The following is a 23,561-nucleotide window of genomic DNA, read 5'->3' on the forward strand; positions in this document are numbered from 1 at the left end:
CAATGCCCAAAGACAGTGGCATCGGAGCCAGTTCCAAGCGCCGCGAGGACGTGCGCTTTCTGACCGGAGCGGGCAATTATACGGACGACATCAACATTCATGGTCAGGCGTATGTCTATTTCCTGAGATCCGACATCGCGCATGGCCGGATCAACAGCATCGACACCGCGGATGCCGAGGCCATGCCCGGCGTGGTCCGCGTGTTCACCGGTGCGGATTTCGAAGGCGTGGGCGGCATGCCCTGCGGCTGGCAGGTGACCGACCGCCACGGCCAGCCCATGCAGGAACCGCCGCATCCGATCCTGGCCCAGGGCAAGGTGCGCCATGTGGGCGACCCGATCGCCGCCGTGGTGGCCGACAGCCTCGAACAGGCCCGCGACGCCGCCGAGGCCATCGCCTTCGATATCGAGGAACTGCCGGCGGTCGTCGACATGAGAGAGGCCGCCAAGGGCGGGGCCACCAAGGTTCACGACGACCTGACCTCGAACATCTGCTACGACTGGGTGCTGGGCGAAACCGACGACGCCAAGGTTGACGAGGTGTTCCAAAACGCGGCCCACGTCACCACGCTGGAGCTGACCAACAACCGTCTGGTCGCCAACCCGATGGAGCCGCGCGTCTGCGTGGCCGAATACAGCCGGGGCACCGACGAATACACGCTCTATACCACCTCACAGAACCCGCATGTGATCCGGCTGCTGATGTGCGCCTTCGTCCTCGGCCTGCCCGAGCACAAGGTCCGCGTCGTGGCGCCGGACGTGGGGGGCGGCTTTGGCACCAAGATCTTCCACTATGCCGAAGAGGCGTTCTGCACCTTCGCCGCCAAGGCCTGCAACCGGCCGGTGAAATGGACCGCCAGCCGCAGCGAGGCCTTCATGTCCGACGCGCAGGGCCGGGACCACGTGACCAAGATCGAACTGGCGCTGGATTCCGACAACAACTTCGTCGGGCTGCGGACCGATACGCTCGCCAACATGGGTGCGTATCTGTCGACGTTTTCGAGCTCGGTTCCGACCTGGCTGCACGGTACGCTGATGGCCGGCAACTACAAGACGCCGGTGATCCAGGTGAACGTGAAGGCGATCTTCACCAACACCGTGCCGGTCGATGCCTATCGCGGCGCCGGGCGGCCCGAGGCGACCTTCCAGCTAGAGCGCGTCATCGACAAGGCCGCGCGCGAGTTGGGCGTCGATCCGATCAAGCTGCGCCGCCAGAACTTCATCACCGAGTTCCCCTATGACACGCCGGTCGCGCTGACCTATGACACCGGCGACTACAACGGCACGATGGACAAGCTGGAGGCCGCGGCGGACATCGCCGGCTTCCCGGCTCGGCGCGCGGAAAGCGAGGCCAGGGGCAAGCTGCGCGGTCTGGGCGTGAACTGCTACATCGAGGCCTGCGGCATCGCGCCATCGAACATCGTCGGCATGCTGGGCGCGCGCGCTGGGCTTTACGATGCCGCGACGGTGCGGGTGAACGCCACCGGCACGATCAGCGTCATGGTCGGGGCCCACAGCCACGGGCAGGGGCACGAGACCGCCTTCCCGCAGGTGGTGGCCGAGATGATCGGCATCGACGAATCGATGGTCGAGATCGTGCATGGCGACACCTCCAAGATCCCCTTCGGCATGGGCACCTATGGCTCGCGCTCGCTGGCGGTCTGCGGCTCGGCCATGGTCCGCGCCACCGAGAAGATCATCAACAAGGCCAAGAAGATCGCGGCACACCTGCTGGAAGCCTCCGAGGCGGATATCGAGCTGAAGGACGGCCAGTTCACCGTGGCCGGCACCGACAAGTCGGTGGCCTGGGGGGATGTCACCCTGACGGCCTATGTGCCGCACAACTTCCCGCTCGAGGATATCGAGCCGGGGCTGGAGGAGACCGCCTTCTACGATCCGGCGAACTTCACCTTCCCGGCAGGCGCCTATGCCTGCGAGGTCGAGGTCGACCCCGAAACCGGCAAGGTGACGATCGAGCGCTTCACGGCGGCGGACGACTTCGGCAACATCGTCAACCCGATGATCGTCGACGGCCAGGTGCATGGCGGCATCGGTCAGGGCATCGGCCAGGCGCTGCTGGAAAACTGCGTCTATGACGAGAACGGCCAGTTGCTGAGCGCATCCTACATGGACTATGCGATGCCGCGCGCCGATGACGTGCCGTTCTACACCGTGGACCATTCCAGCCAGACGCCCTGCACCCACAACCCGCTGGGCGTGAAGGGCTGTGGCGAGGCCGGGGCGATCGGGTCTCCGCCGGCGGTGGTCAACGCGGTCATCGATGCGCTGCAGTCGGGCGGCAAGACTGTCGATCACATCGACATGCCGGTCAGCCCATCGCGCGTCTGGGCGGCGATGAACGGATAAGCGGATGGTGCGGGACCGGGGGCCAGCCCCCGGACCCCCGGGATATTTTCAGCCAGATGAAGAGCGGATCGGAGCTCTTCGGAAAGGAAAGCGAAATGTACAGTTTCGAGTTTGAAAAGCCCTCGACGATCGCGGAAGCGGTTGCCGCACTCGGTGCGGAAGAGGCGCAGGCGTTGGGTGGCGGGCAAACCCTGATCCCGACGCTGAAACAGCGGCTGGCGGCACCGGCCAAGCTGGTCAGCCTGAGCGGCATCGCCGAGTTGAAAGGCGTGTGTGTCGAAGATGACGGAGCACTGGCCATCGGTGGTGGCACGACCCATGCCACCGTGGCGCGCGAGGCGGCGGACAAGTATCCGGCGCTTGCCGATCTGGCCAGTCATATCGGCGATCCGGCGGTGCGCAATCGCGGCACGATCGGTGGCTCGCTGGCCAACAACGATCCGTCGGCCTGCTATCCTGCGGCCGTGCTGGCCTCGGGTGCCACGATCCGCACGAATTCTCGGGATATCGCGGCCGACGATTTCTTTCAGGGCATGTTCACCACGGCTCTGGCGGATGGCGAGATCATCACCTCGGTCCGGTTCCCGGTGCCGCAGGCGGCGAATTACCAGAAGTTCCTGCAGCCGGCATCGCGCTTTGCCCTTGTCGGGGTATTCGTCGCCAGGTTTGCCGATGGGGTGCGTGTCGCGGTGACGGGGGCCTCGGAAGATGGCGTGTTCCGCTGGACCGAGGCCGAGCAGGCGCTGAGCGCGGATTTCCGGCCTGACGCGGTCAAGGACCTGAAGGTCGATCCGTCTGGCATGATCGGCGATCTGCATGGCAGCAAGGAGTATCGCGCCCATCTCGTCGGTGTCATGACGCGCCGGGCGGTTGCAGCGGCAGGCTGATCCGGGTTTCTTCGCTGAACAGGGCCCCCGTTGAACGGCGGGGGTCTATTTCTTGTCGGTTCACTTCGACCGGATTCGCGGCGGGCGCGGACCCTTCCAGTAGGCGGCGGTATCCTCGCGCATGGCCTCGTAGTCGGCGATGCGCTGGCGGGCCTCGGGGCCACCGGCGGCGACAAGGTGGCCCAGCAGGCAATCGAGCACCACCATCGCGCCCGCGAAACAGCCGAAATGGTGCTGCGACTGGATGCTGACCGGCAGAGTGACGCTGGGCTCGATCCCGGGCGCGATCACTTCGCTGTCCGACAGCAGGACGATGCGCGTGCCGCGTTCGCGGGCGAAGCGGAGGGATCTGATGGTTTCCGCCGAATAGGGCGTGAAGGTTATGGCCAGCAGGCAATCGCCTTGGTCGGCGTCCAGAAGATCGTCCAGCGCCGATCCCATGTGTCGTGGCACCAGCTGCAATCCCGGCAATGCCATGCGCCCGACATAGTGGAAATAATACGCCAGGGCGTAGCTGGCGCGCGTGGCCGTGACAAAGCACCGCCTGGCCTGCGTGATGTGGGTGACGGCGGCCTGCAACTTTTCGGGGCCGACCAGTCTCAATGACCGGGAGACCAGGTTGATCTCGTTGCGCGCCAGCGCGGATTGTGCCCGCGCAAAGGTGTCGCCCTTCGCCATCCGATCCAGCCAGTCGGTGCCCAGCCGATCCTCACTCTCGGTGACGAGAGCCGCGCGGAAGGGTTCCCGGAATGCCTCGAACCCGTCGAACCCCATCCGTTCGGCAAGCCGGACGATCGCATTGGTGCTGACCCCGATGCGCGCAGCGGTGACGCGGATCGGATCAATGCCGAAGTCGCCGGGGTGATCGATGATGTGTTTTGCCACTGCTTGCAGTTGAGGCGGCAACTCGTCAATTCCCGCCCTCAGGCGGGCTGTGATCTGGGCGCGTGTCGGAGGCATGGCATGATAAAAACATATGTTACGAACTTTGACAATTGAAAACGAATGTGGATGGGCGCATCCATAAACCTGAAAAAGCCTTTCAAGGTGCGCGATGAACCAGATCTTTGCTTCTTTCAGTCCGGACCAAGACGCGGGTGGGGCGGTGCGCCGACCCTACATACTCGTGGCGCCCAATGGCGCGAGGCGCGGGCGCCAGGACCACCCGACGCTACCAGTGGATACCGATGCGATCGTCGCCACCGCGCAGGCATGTCTTGCGGCTGGCGCGCAGGGGCTGCACCTGCATGTGAGGGACGCCGAAGGCCGGCACACGCTTGACGCGGGGCGATATCGCGAGGTGTTGGGTGAATTGCGGCACGCTGTGCCCCGGATGGAAGTTCAGATCACGACCGAGGCCGCCGGGATCTATGATGTGCAGGCCCAGCTTGACTGTCTGGAGGCGGTCCGGCCGGGCTGGGCCTCGATCTCGGTGCGCGAGATTGCCCGCTCGCCGGAGCTGGCCGACCGCGTTTACGGTGTGTGCTTCGCGCAGTGCACCCGGGTGCAGCATATCCTCTATGATGCCGATGACGCGACTCTGCTGGCCCGATGGCGGGCAGAGGGGATCGTGCGGCCGGAACAGGACGAGCGGTTGTTCGTTCTGGGCCGCTATGGCTCGGGGCAGGTGTCCCGTCCCGGTGATCTGGAACAGTTCATGCCCGCAAGCAAGCCCTGGATGGTCTGCGCCTTCGGCCCGCAGGAACATGCCTGCCTGCTGGCCGCCGCCGCGCGTGGCGGCGATCTGCGGGTGGGGTTCGAAAATGGCCTGACCGATGCCGATGGCATCCCCTGGGCCGACAATGCCGCATCGGTTGCGGCGCTGGTCAATGCGCTCGAAAGGACCCGGAAATGAGCCATGTCTTTCCCCGCCACACAAAATCCGTTCTGCCGACGGTTGCGGGCGGTGACGGTTGCTATCTGATCGACGCCGAGGGCAAACGCTATCTCGATTGTGGCGATGCCGCCGTGTCCTGCCTGGGCCATTCCAACCCGGCCGTCATCAAGGCAGTGCAGGAGCAGGTCGAGAAGATCGCCTTTGCCCATACCGGCTTCATGACCTCCGAACCGGCCGAGGCGCTGGCCGATCTGCTGATCGAACATGCACCGGGCGACTTGGACCGGGTCTATTTCGTGTCGGGCGGATCCGAGGCGACCGAGGCGGCGATCAAGCTGGCGCGCCAGTATTTCCTTGAGATGGGGCAGCCCGAGCGCCGCCGCGTGATCGCCCGCAGGCAGAGCTATCACGGCAACACGCTGGGCGCCCTGTCGGCTGGGGGCAACGAATGGCGGCGTGCGCAGTTCGCGCCGCTCTTGATCGAGATGAGCCACATCGCCCCGTGCTATGAGTATGCCGAGAAACCCGAGGGCGAGAACAGTTTCGACTACGGCCAGCGCGTCGCCAACGAGCTTGAGGCCGAGATCCTGCGCCTCGGCCCCGAAACCGTCATGGCCTTCATGGCCGAGCCGGTCGTGGGCGCGACGCTGGGCGCAGTCCCGGCGGTCGAGGGCTATTTCAAGCGCATCCGCGAGATCTGCGACCAATATGGCGTTCTGCTGATCCTCGACGAGGTGATGTGCGGCATGGGGCGCACCGGCCACCTGTTCGCCTGTGACCACGACGGGGTCGCTCCGGACATCCTGTGCATCGCCAAGGGGCTGGGCGCGGGCTATCAGCCGATCGGCGCCATGCTGTGCTCGGGCGCGATCTATGACGCGATCAGCAACGGCTCGGGCTTTTTCCAGCACGGCCACACCTATATCGGCCACCCGGTGGCCACGGCGGCGGCGCTGGCCGTGGTGCGTGAATTGACCGGCCGCGATCTGCCGGCTCGTGCCGGTGTCATGGGGGACAAGCTGAACGCGGCGCTGGAAAGCGCGTTTGGGCAGCACCCGAACGTGGGCGACATCCGGGGGCGCGGGCTGTTCCGCGGGATCGAGCTGGTGGCCGACCGAGACAGCAAGGCCCCCTTTGATCCGGCGTTGGGGCTGGCCGGCAAGATCAAGAAGGCTGCCGTGGCCGAAGGGCTGATCTGTTACCCGATGTCCGGCACGCGGGATGGCAGGAACGGCGACCACATCCTGCTGGCGCCGCCCTTCATCATCGAGGACGCGCAGATCGGCGAACTGGCCGAGAAACTGTCGCGGGCGATTTCCGCGTCGCTGCCGCGATAGCCTCAAACCCCAAAAGAAAAAGGCCCCGCCAGAGCATCTCTGACAGGGCCATTTTTTCATTGCCTTCCGCCGTTACTTCTGCGGCAGCGGTCCGATCATCATGACCATCTGGCGGCCTTCCATCTTCGGCATGTTCTCGATCTTGCCGATCTCCTTGACGTCCTCGGCCACACGTTCCAGCAGCTCGCGCCCCAGATTCTGGTGCGCCATCTCGCGGCCGCGGAAGCGCAGGGTGACCTTCACCTTGTCGCCGTTTTCCAGAAACTTCACGACGTTCCTCATCTTCACGTCGTAGTCATGGGTGTCGGTATTCGGCCGGAACTTGACCTCCTTCACCTCGATGATCTTCTGTTTCTTGCGTGCCTCGCTCTCGCGCTTCTGCTGTTCGTACTTGTATTTGCCATAGTCCATGATCTTGCAGACCGGTGGCTTGGCATTGGGCGAGATCTCGACCAGATCGAGGCCGGCATCTTGGGCCATTTGCAGGGCTTTGGCGGGATGAACCACCCCGACATTTTCGCCATCGGCGCCGATCAGACGGATTTCGGGGGCACGGATCTTGTCATTGACGCGCGGGCCGGTGTCGCGTTGCGGCGGCGCGTTGTGAGGTCTGCGAGCTATGGGTTCATTCCTTTGATTATTGCAGAATTTCGAGCCCGGAATTTAGACCGGGGCGCACGGCGTTTCAAGCCGCAACAAGCGCGAAGGCAAAGGTTTTCGGGAAGATTTGCGGCCTCAACCCGCATGTGCGGCAACAAAGTCGCGCAGCAGACGGCGGAACTGGTCATAGGCCGGCGTGCCCGGCAGCAGCATGTGGTTGTTGCCGGGCAGGGTCACGAACTCTGCCCCCGGAATCAGCGCCGCCATGCGCCGGCCTTCCTCGAGGGGCACGCGCTTGTCGCCCTCGGAATGGGTCACCAGAACGGGAACCGTGATCTGTTTTGCCAGGTCCGAGACATCGCAGCTGCCGTTCATTTCGTTGATGCGCGCCGCGTTTTCCGCCGAAGACGCGACCCGCTGAAGCTCGTCGAAACTGCTTTTCTGGGTCGGGCTGCCATCGGGCAGGAAGATCTCGGTGAACATATGCCGAAAGGCGGGAATGACCGAGCCCCAGCCCGCCCGGATGATTTGCGTCGTGGCGCTGTGCAACTCTTCCTGATCTGGCATATCCCGCATCAGCGGCCCGCGCACGAACCCGCCGCACATGACGATGCAATGGACCCGCTCGGGATGCTTCACCGCGTAACGGATCGCGATCGCGCAGCCTTGCGATGCGGCGAGAATCGAGAAACGGTCAAGCCCCGCCGCATCGACGACCTTTTCGACATCCGACAGCATCGCCTCGTTGGAGATGTCGTCCACCGCCCAGTCCGACAGCCCGGTGCCGCGCTGATCGAACCGAACAAGCCTGTAATACGTCGCCAGGTCGTGCAGAAGCGGACCCCAGATCGGGCTCGCCCAATCATATTCCAGGTGGTTCAGCCAGTTGGGCATCTTGAACAGGGCAGGGCCGTCTCCGACCGCCGCATAGGCCAGCTGAACGCCGTCCTGGGCCATGCAGAATTCGACCTTCTGCATCCGCATGATCTCTTCGGCGCCGGCAAAGCGGTCGCGGGTTTCCGGTGTCCATTGCCAGGCGCGGACGCGGCGCGAGATGTTCTTGACCGAATGCGAGCCAAGATCGGTAAAGGTTTCGGGAATCTGGTTCGAGACCAGTTGATGCACGGCGTCCGAGACGCAGATACCGCCGGGTTCCGCCAGCTGTTCCAGACGGGCTGCGACATTGACGCCATCCCCGAACAGGTCGCCATCTTCTTCGACGACGTCGCCTATGTTGACCCCGACCCGGTATTGAATCCGGTTGCCGTCGGGCTGGTTCCCCTCGCGTCTCAGCATCTTGAGCTGCACGTCGATGGCACAGCGAACCGCCTCGCGAACGCTGGGATATTCCACCAGCATGCCGTCGCCGGTCGACTTGACGACCCTGCCACGGTTCTTTTCGATTGTCGGGTATACCAGTTCGCGCAGGTGCGCGCGCTGCCGCCCCAGAATTCCGTCCTCGTCCGCTTCGACAAGGCGGCTATACCCAGCTGTATCGGCAATCAGAACAGTGGTCAGCCGACGTTGCATGCTGCCCTCCAGACTTCTCCCCGATATCCGCCATTACTTTACAACAAAAAGCCCCCGGAACGAAGGATTGTTCCGGAGGCGAAAACAATGGGGTAGGTTCCGATCTAGCCGACGAAGGCTTTTTCGATCACGAATTCCTTGGGCTCGGAATTGGCGCCTTCGCGCAGGCCGAACTCTTCGAGAATGGCCTTGATGTCATGGTTGAAGGCTAGGCTGCCGCAGACCATGGCGCGATCGGTTTCCGGCTTGATCCCGCCCTCGATACCCAGATCCTTGAACACGGTGCCGTCTTTCAGCAGGTCGGTGATCCGGCCCATCCTGGGGCTCTCTTCGCGGGTGGTCGTCGGGTAATAGCGGATCTTGTCGGCAAAACCTTCGCCGATCAGCTCTTCCAGCAACTCGTCCTGCTTGATCTTCTCGATCAGTTGGCGGCCGTATTCCAGATCGGCCACCTCGCGGCAGGTGTGGGTGATGATGACCTCGTCGTAGTCCTCGTAGGTCTGCGGCTCGCGCAGCAGCGAGGCAAACGGCGCAAACCCGGTGCCGGTGGCAAAAAACCAGATGCGTTTGCCGGGCAAAAGCGCGTCATGCACCAGCGTTCCGACCGGCTTGGGGCGCAGGATGATCTGATCGCCCGGCTTGATGTGCTGCAGCTTCGAGGTCAGCGGCCCGTTCGGCACCTTGATCGAGTAGAATTCCAGCTCGTCATCCCAGGCCGGCGAGGCGATGGAATAGGCGCGCAGCAGCGGCTTGCCGTTGTCGCCCAGCAGGCCGATCATCACGAACTCGCCCGAGCGGAACCGCAGAGATTGCGGGCGCGTCACCTTGAACGAGAACAGACTGTCGGTCCAATGCTTCACTTCGGTGACGGTCTGAGCGTCAGGCAGGGTAGGGGCCTTCACGGCGGTTGCTTCGGTCACGGATTTCATCTCTGTCATCGTTTCACTGCCGGTCTGCTAAACCGGCATCTCCGTTTAAGCTTTGATCCATGTCAGGAAAAGGGGGCAGATTGCCCCGTTCGTTGCGTCACCCGCGCAGGCGGGCCTGATAGTCGTGGTCCTGCCAGTTGGCGCGGGCCAGCCACTGATCCTCGGGCTGGCGGGCAGCAAGGGCATGGTCGATCTCGACCTCGTCGAAGCCGCTGCGGCGCGCCATGGCGTATTGGTCGGCCAGCACATGCCCCTTGGCGCGCAGGCGGCCCTTGTAGCCTTTCAGGCGCAGGGTGCGGGCGATGGTAAACCCCCGGCCATCGGCGAAAGAGGGGAAATCCACCCGCACCATTTTCACCCCGCCCAGCCGCTCGGCCAGGTCATCGGGGTCGGTATCTGACGTCACGTCCAGCGCCACCACGTCATTGGCGGCATCGTCCAGCGAGACAAAGCCGTCGGTCCAGTCGTCGGGCGCAAAGCCTTGGTCGGTCACGATTACGTTCATGTTTTCTCTCCGCTGCGCACCATCTTGCCGTTCACGAAATGGATGCCGCATTCTTCCTTGTCCTGATCGCGCCAGCGCCCGGCGCGGGGGTCTTCGCCGTCCTTCACTGGCGAGGTGCAGGGCGCACAGCCGATCGAAGGGTATCCCTTGGCCACCAGCGGATGCCGGGGCAGGCGGTTTTCTTCCATATAGGCGCGCACGTCCTGAGGCGCCCAGTGGGCCAGAGGGTTGACCTTGATCCGGCCGGTGCCGTCCTCGACCTCGAAGAACTCGAGCGTCGCGCGGGTGCCCGACTGGAACCGCTTGCGCCCGGTGATCCAGCCGTCATAGCCCGCCAGCGCCCGCTGCAACGGGATCGTCTTGCGCAGGGTGCAGCAGGCGTCCATGTCGCGCAGGCGCAGCGCGCCATAGGGGTCGTCCCGCTCAACCTCTTGCGCGTCGGCGCGGATGACCCGCACGTTCTTCAGCCCGAGGCGCTCGCTCACCTCCTGCTGATAGATCAGCGTCTCGGTGAACAGCATCTGGGTGTCCACGAACAGCACCGGGGTGTTCTTGTCGATCACCGCCGCCATGTGCAGCAACACCACCGACTCGGCGCCAAAGCTGGAAACCAGAGCGATCTTGCCGGCATGTTCCAGCGCCCCGTGCATCACGTCATGGGCGCTGTGATGCCGGTAGCGGGCGTTGAGCGCCTCGACCTTCTCGGTCAGCGCCTGGCGCTCCTTGCCCAGCTCGGTCTGGATTTCGTCAAGCGGCATTGGCGCGCGCCTCGGGGTACAGGGCCGCCTTGAACGGCGCCATGCCGACACGGCGATAGGTCTGCAGGAAGGTCTCCTCGGGGCTTTCGCGCTGGTCCAGATAGGTCTCGATGATCCGCTCGATGGCGGGCACGATCTCGTCATAGGCAAAGCCCGGACCGGTGCGGTCGCCGATGGCGGCCGTTTCGGTGGCGTCTCCGCCCAGCGTGATCTGGTAGTTCTCGACGCCCGCGCGATCCAGGCCCAGGATGCCGATGTGACCCACGTGGTGATGCCCGCAGGCGTTGATGCAGCCCGAGATTTTGATCTTCAGGTGGCCGATGTCGTGTTCCAGCTTCAGCTCGTCGAACCGGGTCGCGATCTGCTGCGCCACCGGGATCGAGCGGGCCGTTGCCAGCGCGCAGTAGTCCATGCCGGGGCAGGCGATGATGTCGCTGATCAGGCCGATATTCGCGGTGGCCAGGCCGTGTTCCTTCAGCTTGGCGTGGATCGCGGGCAGGTCCGATTTATGGACATGCGGCAGGATCACGTTCTGCTCGTGGCTGATGCGCAGCTCGTCATAGGCGTATTGCTCGGCCAGATCGGCCATCACGCGCATCTGCTCGGCGGTCGCGTCACCCGGCGTTGCCCCGTGCTTTTTCAGCGAGATGGTGACGATCGCGTGATCCGCCTGCTTGTGCGGCGCGATGTTGGTGTCGATCCACGAGCGGAACACCGGATCGTTGGTGTAAGTGCTCTCGAACTCCGCGACCGAGCCTTCACGGAAGGCGGGCAGGGCGAAATGCGCCTTGATCTCGTCCAGCAGAGCCATGTCGGCGCCCTTGAATTGCGGGCGGATCTTCAGGAAACGTTCGTTGACCTTGGCGCGGATGGCGTCGATGCCGTGCTCGTGCACGGTGATCTTGATGCGCGCCTTGTACTTGTTGTCCCGGCGGCCGATCTGGTTCCAGACCGAAACGGTGGCTTCCAGATAGGCCAGCAGGTCGTCGAAGGCGACGAAATCGGACAGTTCCTTGCCGATCATCGGCGTCCGGCCCAGACCGCCGCCCACCAGAACGCGAGCCCCCAGAGCGCCGTCGCGCTCGACCAGTTGCAGGCCGATATCGTGGGCCTTGATCACGGCGCGGTCATGCTCGGACCCGGTGATGGCGATCTTGAACTTGCGCGGCATGAACTGGAACTCCGGGTGGTCGGTGGACCACTGGCGCAGCAGCTCGGCATAGGGCCGCGGGTCGGCAATTTCATCCGCGGCGGCGCCGGCGAAATGGTCGGCGGTCACGTTGCGGATGGTGTTGCCGCTGGTCTGAATCGCATGCAGGCCGACCTCGGCCAGCGCGTCCAGCATGTCGGGCACGTCGCGCAGCTTGGGCCAGTTGTACTGGATGTTCTGACGCGTGGTGAAATGGCCGTATCCCTTGTCCCACGTCTCGGCCAGCAGGGCCAGCTGCCGCATCTGGGCGCTGTTGAGCGTGCCATAGGGGATGGCCACCCGCAGCATGTAGGCGTGCAGTTGCAGATACAGGCCGTTCATCAGGCGCAGGGGCTTGAATTCGTCCTCGGTCAGCGATCCGTCGATGCGGCGCTCGACCTGCGCGCGGAACTGGGCGTTGCGCTCGGCCAGGAATGCTTTGTCGAACTCGGAGTAGCGATACATGGTCTGGCTGTCCTTGTTGCAGCCCCGGACCCGGGGCCTTTTGAGGGGAGAGAAGGGGGCCGTGATCAGGCCCGGGGCTGCGGGGAAGATTCCTGTTTGCCGTGGGCATAGTTGGACGGGCCAGTCCGGCGGAAATCTTCCCGGAAATGGGTGGGCTCGGGGCCGTTTTCACCGGCGACGGCATCTGCCAAGTAGGCCCCCACGACCTTGTTTGCCTGCCGCTCGGCCTCGAGCAGCCGCAGCTGAGCATGGGCCTCGTCGGTGATCAGTTCCGCTTCCGACAGATCCCGCGTCCAGCGGTCATCGGCGGTCAGATAGATCACATCTCCGTCCAGCAGGTCGTTGGCGGTAACGACTTTCGGTGTAAAAGCGCGTGCCATCAGGCGAGCTCCATCTTGAAATCGGGCGGGTCGCGTGCCTCTGCCCCGTGTTTGACTTGACCTGCAATATAGGAAATATTCCCGTATTGATGCCATATGGCTTGCGAAATAAGAACAAACGTTCCGATTTCGAAAGATCGAGGAACGTGGGTTTCGGTGGAAAGGAAAATCAGGAATGTCAGTGCGGATAGACGAGACGGATCGGAAAATTCTGGTTGAGCTTCAACGCGACGCCAGCCAGTCACTCGATGAAATCGCCGCGCGTGTGGGCAGTTCAAAGACGCCGGTTTGGAATCGAATCCGCAAGCTGAAGGGCGCAGGTATTATCGGGCAGCAGACGGTCCTACTGGATGCCGAGGCGTTAGGGTTCGAAGCTACGTTCTTTGTCCTCATCCGCACCTCGGAACACGAAGCCGAATGGCAAAAGCACTTCTTGAAGGCATTGCGCGACCGGCCCGAGGTGCAGGAGGCGCACCGACTGGCCGGAGACATCGATTATATCCTCAAGGTCCGGGTCAAGAACGCACGCGCCTATGACGCGTTTTACCAGGCTCTGATTTCGGAAGTGCGGGTGTATAACGTCACGGCCCTGCTGTCGATGGAAGAGATAAAATCGACCACCATGCTGCCGCTCGACGCCCTGGCCGAGAACTGAGAGGCAGGGTGGGGGCGCTGCCCCCGTCGCCTGCGGCGACTCCCCCGGGATATTTGTAGCCAGATGAAGACCGAGCCCCTTCTTCATCTGGCCCAAAATATCCCCGCCGGAGGCATCGCGCGGCACGCGCGATTTTTCGGATGCTGCTTCACAGTGGAGCGCGGGCTTGCCATGAACGCTCGCTAATGCAAGACCCTATGTGATGCATCGCGTATTGGTCATATCCGGTTTTCTTCTCGCCGTCGGACTCCTGTCGGCGTCGGTCTGGTCCTACGGCTACCGCCAGGCGCTAACGCAATTGAGCGAGAAGGCTGAGGCGGATCTGGAATTGGCTTCAGACCGTCTCAGCACCCAGCTTCAGGTCTATCAGGAACTGGCGGTACTGATGGCCGAGCACCCTTATCTCCGTGATCTCGACGACCCCGACCGGCAAGCCGCCGCGGCGGCCCTGTTGCTGGAAGTGGCCGACAAGACTTCGGCAATGGACGTGCTGTTCGCCGATGAAAACGGGCGGGTTCTGGCGGCGGCCCGTGGTGTGATCGGACCGGAGGCCACCGGCAGCGCCGCCTTCCGGCGCGCGATGCAGGGCGCTTTGGGTAGCGAACATGGCATTCTTCGCCCCCAAGGTCAGCGCACCTATTCCTATGCCGCTCCGGCCTTTGACGAAAACGGGCGGGTACGCGGAGCCTTGATGGTGATTGCCGATGTAGAGGACGTGGAACAGACTTGGCGCGGCAGCACCGAGGCCGTGTTCTTTACCGACCGGCAGGGAAGGGTGTTCATCTCGAACCGTTCCGAACTGCTGTTTTGGACTCGGCCCGAGGGGGAACCGGGGCTGATCCCGCCGAATGCAGAACCGCCGGTGTTCAGCGCCGACTGGGTCGGGCCTCACGAGGTCTGGCGGTTGGGTTGGGGGCCATATCTGCCCGAACGTGCCCTCCACCTGATCCGCGATCTGCCGGTGATCGGCATGACCGGCGAGGTTCTGATGGACGTGGCCCCGGCCCGTCGCTTGGCTTCGCTGCAGGCGGCCGCCGTGGCGGCGATCTGCCTGGCGTTTGGCGCAATGCTTTACCTGGCGACCGAGAGGCGCCGCACCCTGGCCGAGGCGAATGCCGTGCTGGAAACCAGGGTGCAGCAGCGTACCCGCGCCCTTACTGCCGCAAATGCGGCGCTGCGTCGCGAAGTGTCCGAGCGACAGGAAGCAGAGGCTGCGCTCAAGCGGGCGCAGGCGGATCTGGTGCAGGCGGGCAAGCTCAGCGCGCTGGGGCAGATGTCGGCCGGCATCAGCCACGAGTTGAACCAGCCGCTGATGGCGATCCGGCAGTTTGCTGACAATGGTGCAGCGTTCCTCGCGCGTGGCAATTCCGAAAAGGCGGCAGAGAACCTAGGCCGGATCTCGGACATGGCGGCCCGCATGGCCCGCATCATCAAGAACCTGCGCGCCTTTGCCCGCAACGAGAGCGAACCGATGGGCAAGGTCGATCTGGTGCAGGTTCTGAATGCAGCCGTGGAACTGACCGAAGCGCGCCTGCGCGCCGATGGGGTGGATTTGGACTGGCAGCCACCGAACGAGCCTGTTTTCGCATGGGGTGGAGAGGTTCGGCTGGTGCAGGTCTTTGTCAACCTGATCAACAACGCGGCCGATGCGATGGCCGATCAGGAAGGCAAACGTATCCAGATTTCGCTGCGAACCGGGCCGCGTCTGGCGGTTTCGGTGCGCGATACCGGTCCCGGCATAAAGGATCCGGAGAAGATATTCGAGCCATTCTATACGACCAAGGCGGTTGGAAGTTCCGAGGGCATGGGGCTGGGCCTGTCGATCTCTTACGGGATGGTGCAGAGTTTCGGCGGCGACATCCGGGGCGCGAACACACCGGAGGGAGCGGAATTCACGGTCGAACTCGACCCCTGGCGCGAGGATGAGGCCGCATGATCCGCAAGGTGCTGTTGGTGGACGACGATGCGGCCGTGCGCGAGGCGCTGGGGCAGACCCTGGAACTGGCCGATTACGAGCCGGTAACAGCCGGGTCCTTCGTGGCCGCCAAGGATCACATCCGGCCGGACTTTCCCGGTGTGATCCTCTCGGACATCCGTATGCCGGGCCGGGACGGGTTTCACCTGCTGTCCTATGCACAGGGCATCGACCCTGAACTGCCGGTGATCCTGCTGACCGGCGAGGGTGACATTCCGATGGCGGTTCAGGCGATGGGGCAGGGCGCCTTCGATTTTCTCGAAAAACCCTGCGCCGCCGCCGATCTGCTGGCAGTACTGGAAAAAGCGTTTCAGGCGAGGGCGCAGGTGCTGGAGCACCGCGCCATGAAACGCGAGTTGGAACGCGGCGACCCGGCTGCGCGGTTGCTCTTTGGCCTGTCGCCCCAGGCCGAGGCGCTGCGCGAACGGGTGCGCAGCGTGGCGCCCACCGGGGCCGAGGTGCTGGTCACCGGCCCGCCGGGCAGCGGCATCTCGAAAGTGGCCGAGGTGATCCACCTGATGTCGCCGGCCAGCCAGGGCCCCTTTGTCAAGCGCCCGGCCTCCGGTCTGGCGGCTACGGAGTTTTCTCGCCTGTGTTCGGATGCGGCTGGCGGGTCGCTGTTCCTGGACGAGGTCTCGGCCATGCCCGAGGGCACGCAATACGCCGCGCTGGAACTGATCGAGCAGGGGGCCGGGCTGCGCATCATCGCGGGCACCACCGCCGATCTGTCCGACCTGGTCGCAAGAGGGCAGTTCAATGCGGACCTGTTCTATCGCCTTGACGTGATGCGGGTGCGTATCCCTTCTCTGGCCGAGCGGCCCGAGGACATTCCCGTCATCTTCCGCCACTATGTCGCGCAGGCGGCTGAACAGGCGGGTATTCCCGCGCCCGAAGTGACTCCGGACCACCTTGCGGCGCTGATGGCGCAGGACTGGCCGGGCAACGCGCGGTCGCTGATGTCGGCGGCGATGCGCTTTGTTCTGGGCATGCCCGAAGAAGTGGCCGAGGCATCGGGGCTGGGGCTGGCCGAACAGATGGCGCGGGTGGAACGCTCGCTGCTGATCGCGGCACTGGGGCGGCACAACGGCAAGGCGTCCGAGGCCGCCAAGGCGCTGAAACTGCCGCGCAAGACGTTCTACGACAAGCTGGCCCGATACGGTATCCGCCCCGAGGACTACCGTCGCTGACACCGGGGTGCTCCCGCCCCCTTTGCCAGCATCGAAGATGCAGTCAAAGGCGTTGGGCCGGGCAGCCCGCCGGGGCGGGCTGCGGTCATGCCATTGATTCTTGCGCCTGATTCGGAAGCTGTGCGAAATTTCGCACAGGTGCCTGTCTGGATGTGCGGAAAATCGCACAACCCAAAAGTTGGCACTGAAACTCAACATTTGGGTGTCCTCGTAAAGATCTGAAAATAAACGAATATCGCCGTTCATGACGTTGCGTCCGACAAAACGTTGAGCGGTGCCGCCCGATTCGCTTCACTTCCGGCAATGCGACGCCATCCGTGCGTCCAGCAGAGAAGATTCAGAATCTCGGGAGGAAATGAGAGATGAAATTCCTGACAACAGCCGCCACCGCCCTGGCCCTGAGCGTGACCGCGACCGCCGGTTTCGCCGCCTGCGACGAGGGCGAGATCGTCGTCAAGTTCGCGCATGTGACCAACACCGACAAGCACCCCAAGGGGATCGCCGCCTCGCTGCTGGAAAAGCGCGTGAACGAGGAAATGGACGGCAAGATGTGCATGGAGGTCTATCCGAACTCCACGCTCTACAATGACGACAAGGTGCTCGAGGCGATGCTGCAGGGCGACGTGCAACTGGCCGCGCCCTCGCTGTCGAAATTCGAGAAGTTCACCAAGCAGTTCCGCCTGTTCGACCTGCCGTTCATGTTCAAGAACATCGACGCGGTGGATGCCTTCCAGGCCTCCGAGGCGGGTCAGGAGATGAAGGACAGCATGCAGCGCCGCGGTCTGCAGGGGCTGGCCTTCTGGCATAACGGTATGAAGCAGATGTCGGCCAACAAGCCGCTGATCGAGCCCAGCGACGCAAACGGCCTGAAGTTCCGCGTGCAGTCCTCGGACGTTCTGGTGGCCCAGATGGAAGCCATCGGCGGCAGCCCGCAGAAGATGGCCTTCTCGGAAGTCTACGGCGCGCTGCAGCAGGGCGTTGTCGACGGGCAGGAGAACACCTGGTCGAACATCTACGGCAAGAAGTTCTTCGAGGTGCAGGACGGCATCACCGAAACCAACCACGGCATCATCGACTATCTGGTCGTGACCTCGGTGGACTGGCTGGACAGCCTGGAACCGGACGTGCGTGAGCAGTTCCTGACCATCCTCGCCGAGGTGACCGAGCAGCGCAACAAAGAGGCGTTTGCCGTCAACGAGCAGGCCAAACAGGCGATCATCGACGCCGGCGGCACCATCCGCCAGCTGACGCCGGAACAGCGCCAGGCCTGGGTCGACGCGATGAAACCGGTCTGGGAGAAGTTCGCCGGTGACGTCGGTCAGGACAAGATCGACGCGGCACAAGCCATCAACGCAGGCTTCTGACGGCCTGTTCAAGGCCGCCGCGTCCGGGGACTGGGGAGTTGTGGACGCGCGGCCAAAGGCGGGCCTGAAAAACGGCCCGCCGCTTCAAAACTCACGAAAAACATGGGGGCAACGAGATGTCTGGTGCGAAATCCGGCCCGACCGGGCTGGTCGACCATATCGAAGAAACCCTGATCGCGGCGCTGCTCGGTCTGATGACCGTCGTGACCTTTGCCAACGTGATCGCCCGGTTCGTCTTCAATTCCAACATCCTCTGGGCGCTGGAACTGACCGTATTCACCTTTGGCTGGCTGGTGCTGCTGGGGGCATCCTACGCGGTCAAGAAACACGCCCATCTCGGTGTCGATGCCATCCTGAACATGCTGGCTCCGGGGCCGCGCCGGATCATGGCGCTGGTTTCCGTCGGGTTCTGCCTGATCTTCTCGCTGCTGATGCTCAAGGGGGCCTATGACTACTGGGCGGTCTTTGCCGACCTGCCGCCGACCTCGGGCCGCTGGTTCCCGACCGGGTTCGATTTCTCGGCACGCAGCCAGAGCTTCTACGAGGTGGACGACATCCCGATGGTGGCGCCGCTGCGCTTTCTCGAGGATCTGATCAACTACGGCGAAGCCTACGAGAAGCTGCCGAAAGTGGTGCCTTACCTGGTGCTGCCGGTTTCGATGCTGCTGCTGGTGGTCCGCTTTGTGCAGGTCGGGTTGCAAATCTGGCGCGGCGAAGCCGACCGCATGGTGGCCAGCCACGAGGTCGAGGACGAACTCGAAGAGGTGCGCTCCAAGCAGGGGGAGAATGACTGATGGACGTTGTCTTTCTCTTTGCCATGGTCATCGGCCTGCTGATGATCGGCGTGCCGATCGCGGTGGCGCTCGGCCTCAGCTCGACCATTTTCCTGCTGGTCTATTCCGACAGCTCGCTGGCCTCGGTCGCGGCCACCCTGTTCGAAGCCTTCGAGGGGCATTTCACCCTGCTGGCGATCCCGTTCTTCATCCTTGCGTCGTCCTTCATGACGACCGGCGGGGTGGCGCGGCGGATCATCCGCTTCTCCATCGCCTGCGTCGGGCACCTGCCGGGCGGTCTGGCAATCGCGGGCGTGTTCGCCTGTATGCTGTTTGCGGCCCTGTCGGGGTCCAGCCCGGCAACGGTGGTGGCCATCGGCTCGATCGTGATCGCCGGGATGCGCCAGGTCGGCTATTCCAAGGAATTCGCCGCCGGCGTCATCTGCAACGCGGGCACGCTGGGCATCCTGATTCCGCCCTCGATCGTGATGGTCGTCTATGCCGCCGCCGTCGAGGTCTCGGTGGGTCGGATGTTCATGGCGGGCGTCATTCCGGGCTTACTGGCCGGCCTGATGCTGATGGTCACGATCTATGTCATGGCCAAGGTCAAGAACCTGCCCAAGGGCGACTGGCTGGGCTGGGGCGAGATCTTTGAATCGGCGCGCGAGGCGGCCTGGGGGCTGTTCCTGATCGTCATCATCCTGGGCGGCATCTACGGCGGCATCTTCACCCCGACCGAGGCTGCTGCGGTGGCGGCCGTCTATGCCTTCTTCATCGCCAGCTTCGTCTACAAGGACATGGGGCCGCTCAGCACCGAAGGCGACGCCAAGAACCTGTCGCTGTTCAGAAAACCCCACGCGCTGATCACCGCGTTCTTCCACGCCGACACCAAGCACACGCTGTTCGAGGCCGGCAAGCTGACGGTGACGCTGCTGTTCGTCATCGCCAACGCGCTGATCCTCAAGCACGTTCTGACTGACGAGCAGGTGCCGCAGCACATCGCCGGCGCAATGCTCTCGGCGGGGCTGGGGCCGGTCACGTTCCTGATCGTGGTGAACGTGATCCTGCTGATCGGCGGGCAGTTCATGGAGCCCTCGGGCCTGCTGGTCATCGTCGCGCCGCTGGTCTTCCCGATCGCCATCGAACTGGGGATCGACCCGATTCACCTGGGCATCATCATGGTGGTGAACATGGAGATCGGCATGATCACGCCACCGGTGGGGCTCAACCTCTTCGTGACCTCGGGTGTCGCCGGCATGCCGATGATGAGCGTGGTGCGGGCGGCTTTGCCCTTCCTCGCCGTGCTCTTCGTCTTCCTGATCATGGTGACCTACATCCCGTGGCTCTCGACGTTCCTGCCGAATACCTTCATGGGGCCCGAGATCATCACCAAGTAGACCGGGTGACGGAAAAAACCGAAAGCCGGGCCAATTGGCCCGGCTTTTTCGTTCTTGGAGGGGCGAACCGCTGCGGCGGGAAAGGGTTCAGGCGCTCTCCAGCGCCTCGATGATCGGAGAGAAATCGGCCGCTTTCAAGCTGGCGCCTCCCACCAGCGCCCCATCGACATTGGGCACGCCAAAGATCTCGGCCGCGTTGCCCGGCTTGACCGAACCGCCATAGAGCAGCCGCACAGACCCGCCCACTTCCGCGCCGAACCGGCGCTCCAGTTGGCCGCGCATGAAGTCATGCACCTCTGCGATCTGTTCCAGCGTCGGCACCTTTCCGGTGCCGATGGCCCAGATCGGTTCATAGGCGACCACCAGATTTTCCCCGGTGGACTCGTCCGGGATCGACCCGGCCAACTGCCCGCCGATGATATCCAGCGTTTCGCCCGCCTCGCGCTGCGCAAGGCTTTCGCCGACGCAGATCACGGCGACCAGTCCGGCCCGCATCGCTGCGCGGGCCTTGGCGCATACGGTTCCATTGCTCTCGGCATAACTTTCGCGCCGCTCGGAATGGCCAAGAATGACGGCGCTGGCGCCGGCATCCTTCAGCATCCCGGCGCTGATGTCGCCGGTATGCGCGCCCGAGACCTCGGCGTGGCAGTCCTGGCCCCCGACAGAAATCGCCGATCCGGCCACGGTCTGCGCGGCGCGGTGCAGCAGGGTTGCAGGGGGGCAGATCAGAATGTCCACGGAGGGGGCAGGGTGGCCATGCGCCAGTGCTTCCAGTTCCGGCAAGGCCGTGCCGGTTCCATTCATCTTCCAGTTGCCTGCCGCCAGCTTGCGCCGCATCCGCCTGTCCCCTTGTCTCGTTCTTGATGGCTGGGTTCCCGGATAGCACCCGATGCGGTGACTGACAATTCCGCTTGCCGATGCATCGCCCGACCGAGGCCGGAGCGAGGACACATTCGCCGCGCCCCGGTTCGTTTCAGATCAGGCGGGAATGGTCAGCTCTGCGAGGGCAGGCTCTCGTCGAACTTGATCGACTCGCCGCAGCCGCAGGCATCGACCACGTTCGGGTTCTTGAACTTGAAACCCGATTCCAGCAGCGACACCTCATAGTCGATCTCGGTGCCGAACAGGAACATCTGCGCCATCGGCGCGATCATCACGCGGGCGCCGTCCTGCTCGACCACCTCATCATTCGGGTCGGGCTGATCGACATATTCCATCGTGTATTCCATGCCCGCGCAGCCACCCTTCTTGACGCCGATGCGCAGACCGGCGTGACCGCCCTTTTCCATCAGGCGGCTGATCTGGGCTGCGGCCCTCGGGGTCATGGTCACGGCCTGTTTGCCGGGAATGCCGAACATGGGGTTCTCCGTTTTCGCGCGTTGGACTTAATCTAAGTCGCCGGCAGGCCGGGCTCAAGGGGTGGTTCAGCCCGAAGGAACCACGTCCGGGCGCGGGTGGCGCACGCGCCCCGGCAATCCCGGCGCGCCAATTTCGTAACTCTGCGGTGTCTCCGGCGGAGGAACCTTTGGATTCCTACATGAAACCCAGCTCCAGCCGCGCCTCGTCCGACATCATCTCCATGCCCCAGGGCGGCTCCCAGGTCAGTTCGACATCGACGCTCTTGACGCCCGGAACAGGCTCGATCGCGTCCATGACCCATCCGGGCATGTCCCCGGCCACCGGGCAGCCCGGCGCGGTCAGGGTCATGATCACCTTGACGTCATTCTCGGCGTTGATGTCGATGGTATAGATCAGGCCCAGTTCGAAGATGTTGACCGGGATTTCAGGGTCATAGACCGTCCGGCAGGCTTCGACCACCGCATCGTAAAGCGGGTGGTCAACGGTGGACGGCGCAATCAGCGGCGCCCCTTCAAGCGGTTCGGTCGCGTGGGTCATCAGGTCCTCGAGGTCCTTGGTTCAGTTACCTGAGCGATTATATAGGGAAATCGTGTTCCGGGGTCCAGAGGGCGCGACGTCATTCCCCGATTGCAACCCAGACATGGCCACCATCAACCCGCGTCGGGAACACCTGCAACGGGTTCTGGTTCTTCGAGATGTCGCCCAAGTGCTCCATGCCCTCGGACGTGCCGTCCTCGTTCAACAACTCGCACCACGAGACCACCTCTCCGGTATCCAGGTCGAACCGGCTGCGGTGCCAGCGGCAGACCACCTCGTTGGCGTTGGCCTCGCTCTCGTCGGGGCGCAGTTTCTCGGGGCAGTCCAGGTTCTGCTGCCGGTTGAACAGGGGCAGATGGACATGCGGGCAGGCGTTGTTGAAGGCGTGGAACGTGTCGCCATGCCGGACAAGAACCAGATCGAGGCTGGGCAGGTCGAACACCCTGACCTCGCCATCGTCCAGCGCATCGACCGCGATCAGGCGCGACCAATCGCGCCCGGCAAACCGCATGGTCTCGCGGTCCGCGGCGGCGTTCAGCGCGGCCGAGGCCTGCGGCGTCAGCCCCGAAATCTCGTAGAGCGTCGTGCGCTGCGAGGTGCCGGGCAGGCGGATGCGCACGAAATCCGACATCTCCACATCATCCCGCACCTGTTCGTACAGCGACTCGGAGACCAGAAAGCGCGTCCCGGCCTCCTTGTTGGCGGCTTCGACGCGGCTGGCGACGTTCACCACGTCGCCGATGGCGGTCAGCCTCTCGCTGCCGATCGAGCCGACCGAGCCGATCACCGCCTCGCCCCAGTGCAGCCCGATTCGCACCTCGAAATCGATGTCGTACATGCTCTTGAAAAACGGTTTCATCCGGTCGATCGCCGCCTGGCATTGCAAGGCGGCGTTCACCGCCCGCAGGGGTGCGGCCTCGGGGTTGTCGATGCCGAAGATCGCCATCATCCCGTCCCCGACGAACTTGTCCACGAAACCGTCATTGGCCTCGATGATCTCGCCCATCTGCGCGAAATAGCGGTTCAGCAGGTGCAGCACGTCATAGGGCAGCAGGTTTTCCGAGATGCCGGTAAAGCCCTTGATGTCGGAAAAGAAGATCGCAACCTGCTTCAGTTCGCCCGCCTTGCGGTTGCGTCCGCCGTCCAGCTGGCTGGTCAGCAGGATGTCGGTTTCGTCCAGAACCAGCCGGCGGAATTTCAGATAGCCGGTCGGCCGCAACTGGCACGACAGCCGCACATGCGGGTCAAGGCCCAGTTGTTCGGCCAGATCCGCCTCTTTGCCGGTGCGCTCGGGGCAGTTTTCCAACCCGTCCAGTATCCAGACCCGGCAGGTGGAACATTTCGCCTTGCCGCCGCAGACATGGGTCAGCGGCAATCCGGCGCGCCGGGCGGCCTCCAGCAGGGTTTCCCCGTCCTCGCAGGAAAAGGAGAAGTCGTCCGGGAATGAGTGCAGCGTTGGCATGGCGCGCCTCCAGAGGCCGAAGGTGAGCCTGCACTGTAGCACGCGCGGCGCCCAAACGGTGCAGCTATC

Annotated in this window: 22 protein-coding genes; 10 read left to right on the forward strand and 12 right to left on the reverse strand. The window is 63.7% G+C overall.

Annotation, left to right across the window (positions count from 1 at the left end):
- Window positions 1-2 precede the first annotated feature (2 nt).
- Both AVO45_RS09055 and AVO45_RS09060 read left to right on the forward strand, forming a co-directional pair.
- Window positions 3-2,366: a xanthine dehydrogenase family protein molybdopterin-binding subunit gene (locus AVO45_RS09055; RefSeq protein ID WP_068346111.1), complete on the forward strand. Its 2,364-nt coding sequence runs from the start codon at window positions 3-5 to the stop codon at window positions 2,364-2,366.
- Between the two features lie 95 nt (window positions 2,367-2,461).
- A complete protein-coding gene (locus AVO45_RS09060) occupies window positions 2,462-3,253 on the forward strand; it encodes an FAD binding domain-containing protein (protein ID WP_068346113.1) in 792 nt (263 codons plus the stop codon).
- Window positions 3,254-3,313: 60 nt separating this feature from the next.
- On the opposite strand, the gene AVO45_RS09065 is transcribed toward AVO45_RS09060, so the two are convergent.
- Complete coding sequence (locus AVO45_RS09065) at window positions 3,314-4,213, reverse strand: MurR/RpiR family transcriptional regulator (RefSeq protein WP_068346115.1); 900 nt, start codon at window positions 4,211-4,213, stop codon at window positions 3,314-3,316.
- 94 nt (window positions 4,214-4,307) lie between these two features.
- Between AVO45_RS09065 and AVO45_RS09070 the strand changes: the two genes are divergently transcribed.
- Together AVO45_RS09070 and AVO45_RS09075 are read left to right on the forward strand one after the other, a co-directional pair.
- Complete coding sequence (locus tag AVO45_RS09070; protein WP_082688728.1) at window positions 4,308-5,108, forward strand: beta-keto acid cleavage family enzyme; 801 nt, start codon at window positions 4,308-4,310, stop codon at window positions 5,106-5,108.
- Window positions 5,105-6,427 carry an aspartate aminotransferase family protein gene (locus tag AVO45_RS09075; RefSeq protein ID WP_068346117.1) on the forward strand — a complete coding sequence of 441 codons (1,323 nt, stop codon included), beginning with the start codon at window positions 5,105-5,107 and terminating at the stop codon, window positions 6,425-6,427. Before AVO45_RS09070 ends, AVO45_RS09075 begins: the two co-directional genes overlap by 4 nt.
- Window positions 6,428-6,499: 72 nt before the next feature.
- Here the strand turns inward: AVO45_RS09075 and infC are convergent, their stop codons facing one another.
- The 7 genes from infC to AVO45_RS09110 form a co-directional block, all read right to left on the reverse strand.
- Window positions 6,500-7,090, reverse strand: coding sequence for a translation initiation factor IF-3 (gene infC / locus AVO45_RS09080; protein WP_338055968.1), 591 nt, complete (start codon window positions 7,088-7,090; stop codon window positions 6,500-6,502).
- Between the two features lie 72 nt (window positions 7,091-7,162).
- Window positions 7,163-8,557: an alpha/beta fold hydrolase gene (locus AVO45_RS09085; RefSeq protein ID WP_068346121.1), complete on the reverse strand. Its 1,395-nt coding sequence runs from the start codon at window positions 8,555-8,557 to the stop codon at window positions 7,163-7,165.
- A 104-nt stretch (window positions 8,558-8,661) separates the two neighbouring features.
- Window positions 8,662-9,495: a ferredoxin--NADP reductase gene (locus AVO45_RS09090; RefSeq protein ID WP_068346123.1), complete on the reverse strand. Its 834-nt coding sequence runs from the start codon at window positions 9,493-9,495 to the stop codon at window positions 8,662-8,664.
- An 88-nt stretch (window positions 9,496-9,583) separates the two neighbouring features.
- Window positions 9,584-9,991: a DUF934 domain-containing protein gene (locus tag AVO45_RS09095; protein ID WP_068346125.1), complete on the reverse strand. Its 408-nt coding sequence runs from the start codon at window positions 9,989-9,991 to the stop codon at window positions 9,584-9,586.
- The gene (locus tag AVO45_RS09100) at window positions 9,988-10,749 is read right to left on the reverse strand and encodes a phosphoadenylyl-sulfate reductase (protein ID WP_068346127.1); all 762 of its coding nucleotides are present in this window, start codon (window positions 10,747-10,749) and stop codon (window positions 9,988-9,990) included. Before AVO45_RS09100 ends, AVO45_RS09095 begins: the two co-directional genes overlap by 4 nt.
- Window positions 10,739-12,403 carry a nitrite/sulfite reductase gene (locus AVO45_RS09105; RefSeq protein ID WP_068346129.1) on the reverse strand — a complete coding sequence of 555 codons (1,665 nt, stop codon included), beginning with the start codon at window positions 12,401-12,403 and terminating at the stop codon, window positions 10,739-10,741. Before AVO45_RS09105 ends, AVO45_RS09100 begins: the two co-directional genes overlap by 11 nt.
- 65 nt (window positions 12,404-12,468) lie before the next feature.
- Window positions 12,469-12,783, reverse strand: a complete 315-nt coding sequence (locus tag AVO45_RS09110; RefSeq protein ID WP_068346131.1) for a DUF2849 domain-containing protein — start codon at window positions 12,781-12,783, stop codon at window positions 12,469-12,471.
- Between the two features lie 175 nt (window positions 12,784-12,958).
- Here AVO45_RS09110 and AVO45_RS09115 point away from each other — a divergent pair, with 175 nt between their 5' ends.
- From AVO45_RS09115 to AVO45_RS09140, 6 genes are all read left to right on the forward strand, one after another.
- Window positions 12,959-13,438, forward strand: coding sequence for an Lrp/AsnC family transcriptional regulator (locus tag AVO45_RS09115; protein ID WP_068346133.1), 480 nt, complete (start codon window positions 12,959-12,961; stop codon window positions 13,436-13,438).
- A 202-nt stretch (window positions 13,439-13,640) separates the two neighbouring features.
- On the forward strand, window positions 13,641-15,374 hold the full coding sequence (locus AVO45_RS09120) for a sensor histidine kinase (RefSeq protein WP_068346135.1): 1,734 nt from the start codon (window positions 13,641-13,643) through the stop codon (window positions 15,372-15,374).
- Window positions 15,371-16,600, forward strand: coding sequence for a sigma-54-dependent transcriptional regulator (locus AVO45_RS09125; protein WP_068346137.1), 1,230 nt, complete (start codon window positions 15,371-15,373; stop codon window positions 16,598-16,600). Before AVO45_RS09120 ends, AVO45_RS09125 begins: the two co-directional genes overlap by 4 nt.
- Window positions 16,601-16,962: 362 nt before the next feature.
- Window positions 16,963-17,964 (forward strand): DctP family TRAP transporter solute-binding subunit, encoded by a 1,002-nt coding sequence (locus AVO45_RS09130; protein ID WP_068346139.1) that lies wholly within the window; start codon window positions 16,963-16,965, stop codon window positions 17,962-17,964.
- Between the two features lie 116 nt (window positions 17,965-18,080).
- On the forward strand, window positions 18,081-18,758 hold the full coding sequence (locus tag AVO45_RS09135) for a TRAP transporter small permease (RefSeq protein ID WP_068346141.1): 678 nt from the start codon (window positions 18,081-18,083) through the stop codon (window positions 18,756-18,758).
- Window positions 18,758-20,134, forward strand: coding sequence for a TRAP transporter large permease (locus tag AVO45_RS09140; protein WP_068346143.1), 1,377 nt, complete (start codon window positions 18,758-18,760; stop codon window positions 20,132-20,134). Before AVO45_RS09135 ends, AVO45_RS09140 begins: the two co-directional genes overlap by 1 nt.
- Window positions 20,135-20,221: 87 nt before the next feature.
- On the opposite strand, the gene tpiA is transcribed toward AVO45_RS09140, so the two are convergent.
- The 4 genes from tpiA to AVO45_RS09160 form a co-directional block, all read right to left on the reverse strand.
- Window positions 20,222-20,971 carry a triose-phosphate isomerase gene (tpiA, locus tag AVO45_RS09145; protein WP_068346145.1) on the reverse strand — a complete coding sequence of 250 codons (750 nt, stop codon included), beginning with the start codon at window positions 20,969-20,971 and terminating at the stop codon, window positions 20,222-20,224.
- Between the two features lie 155 nt (window positions 20,972-21,126).
- Complete coding sequence (locus AVO45_RS09150) at window positions 21,127-21,492, reverse strand: HesB/IscA family protein (protein WP_068346148.1); 366 nt, start codon at window positions 21,490-21,492, stop codon at window positions 21,127-21,129.
- A 175-nt stretch (window positions 21,493-21,667) separates the two neighbouring features.
- Entirely contained in the window at window positions 21,668-22,030 is a 363-nt protein-coding gene (locus AVO45_RS09155) for an SUF system Fe-S cluster assembly protein (RefSeq protein WP_068346151.1), read from the reverse strand.
- A gap of 79 nt (window positions 22,031-22,109) precedes the next feature.
- Window positions 22,110-23,492 carry an adenylate/guanylate cyclase domain-containing protein gene (locus tag AVO45_RS09160; protein WP_068346152.1) on the reverse strand — a complete coding sequence of 461 codons (1,383 nt, stop codon included), beginning with the start codon at window positions 23,490-23,492 and terminating at the stop codon, window positions 22,110-22,112.
- Between the last annotated feature and the right edge of the window lie 69 nt (window positions 23,493-23,561).

It is taken from the genome of Ruegeria marisrubri (assembly GCF_001507595.1).
In the GTDB taxonomy this organism is placed as follows: domain Bacteria; phylum Pseudomonadota; class Alphaproteobacteria; order Rhodobacterales; family Rhodobacteraceae; genus Ruegeria; species Ruegeria marisrubri.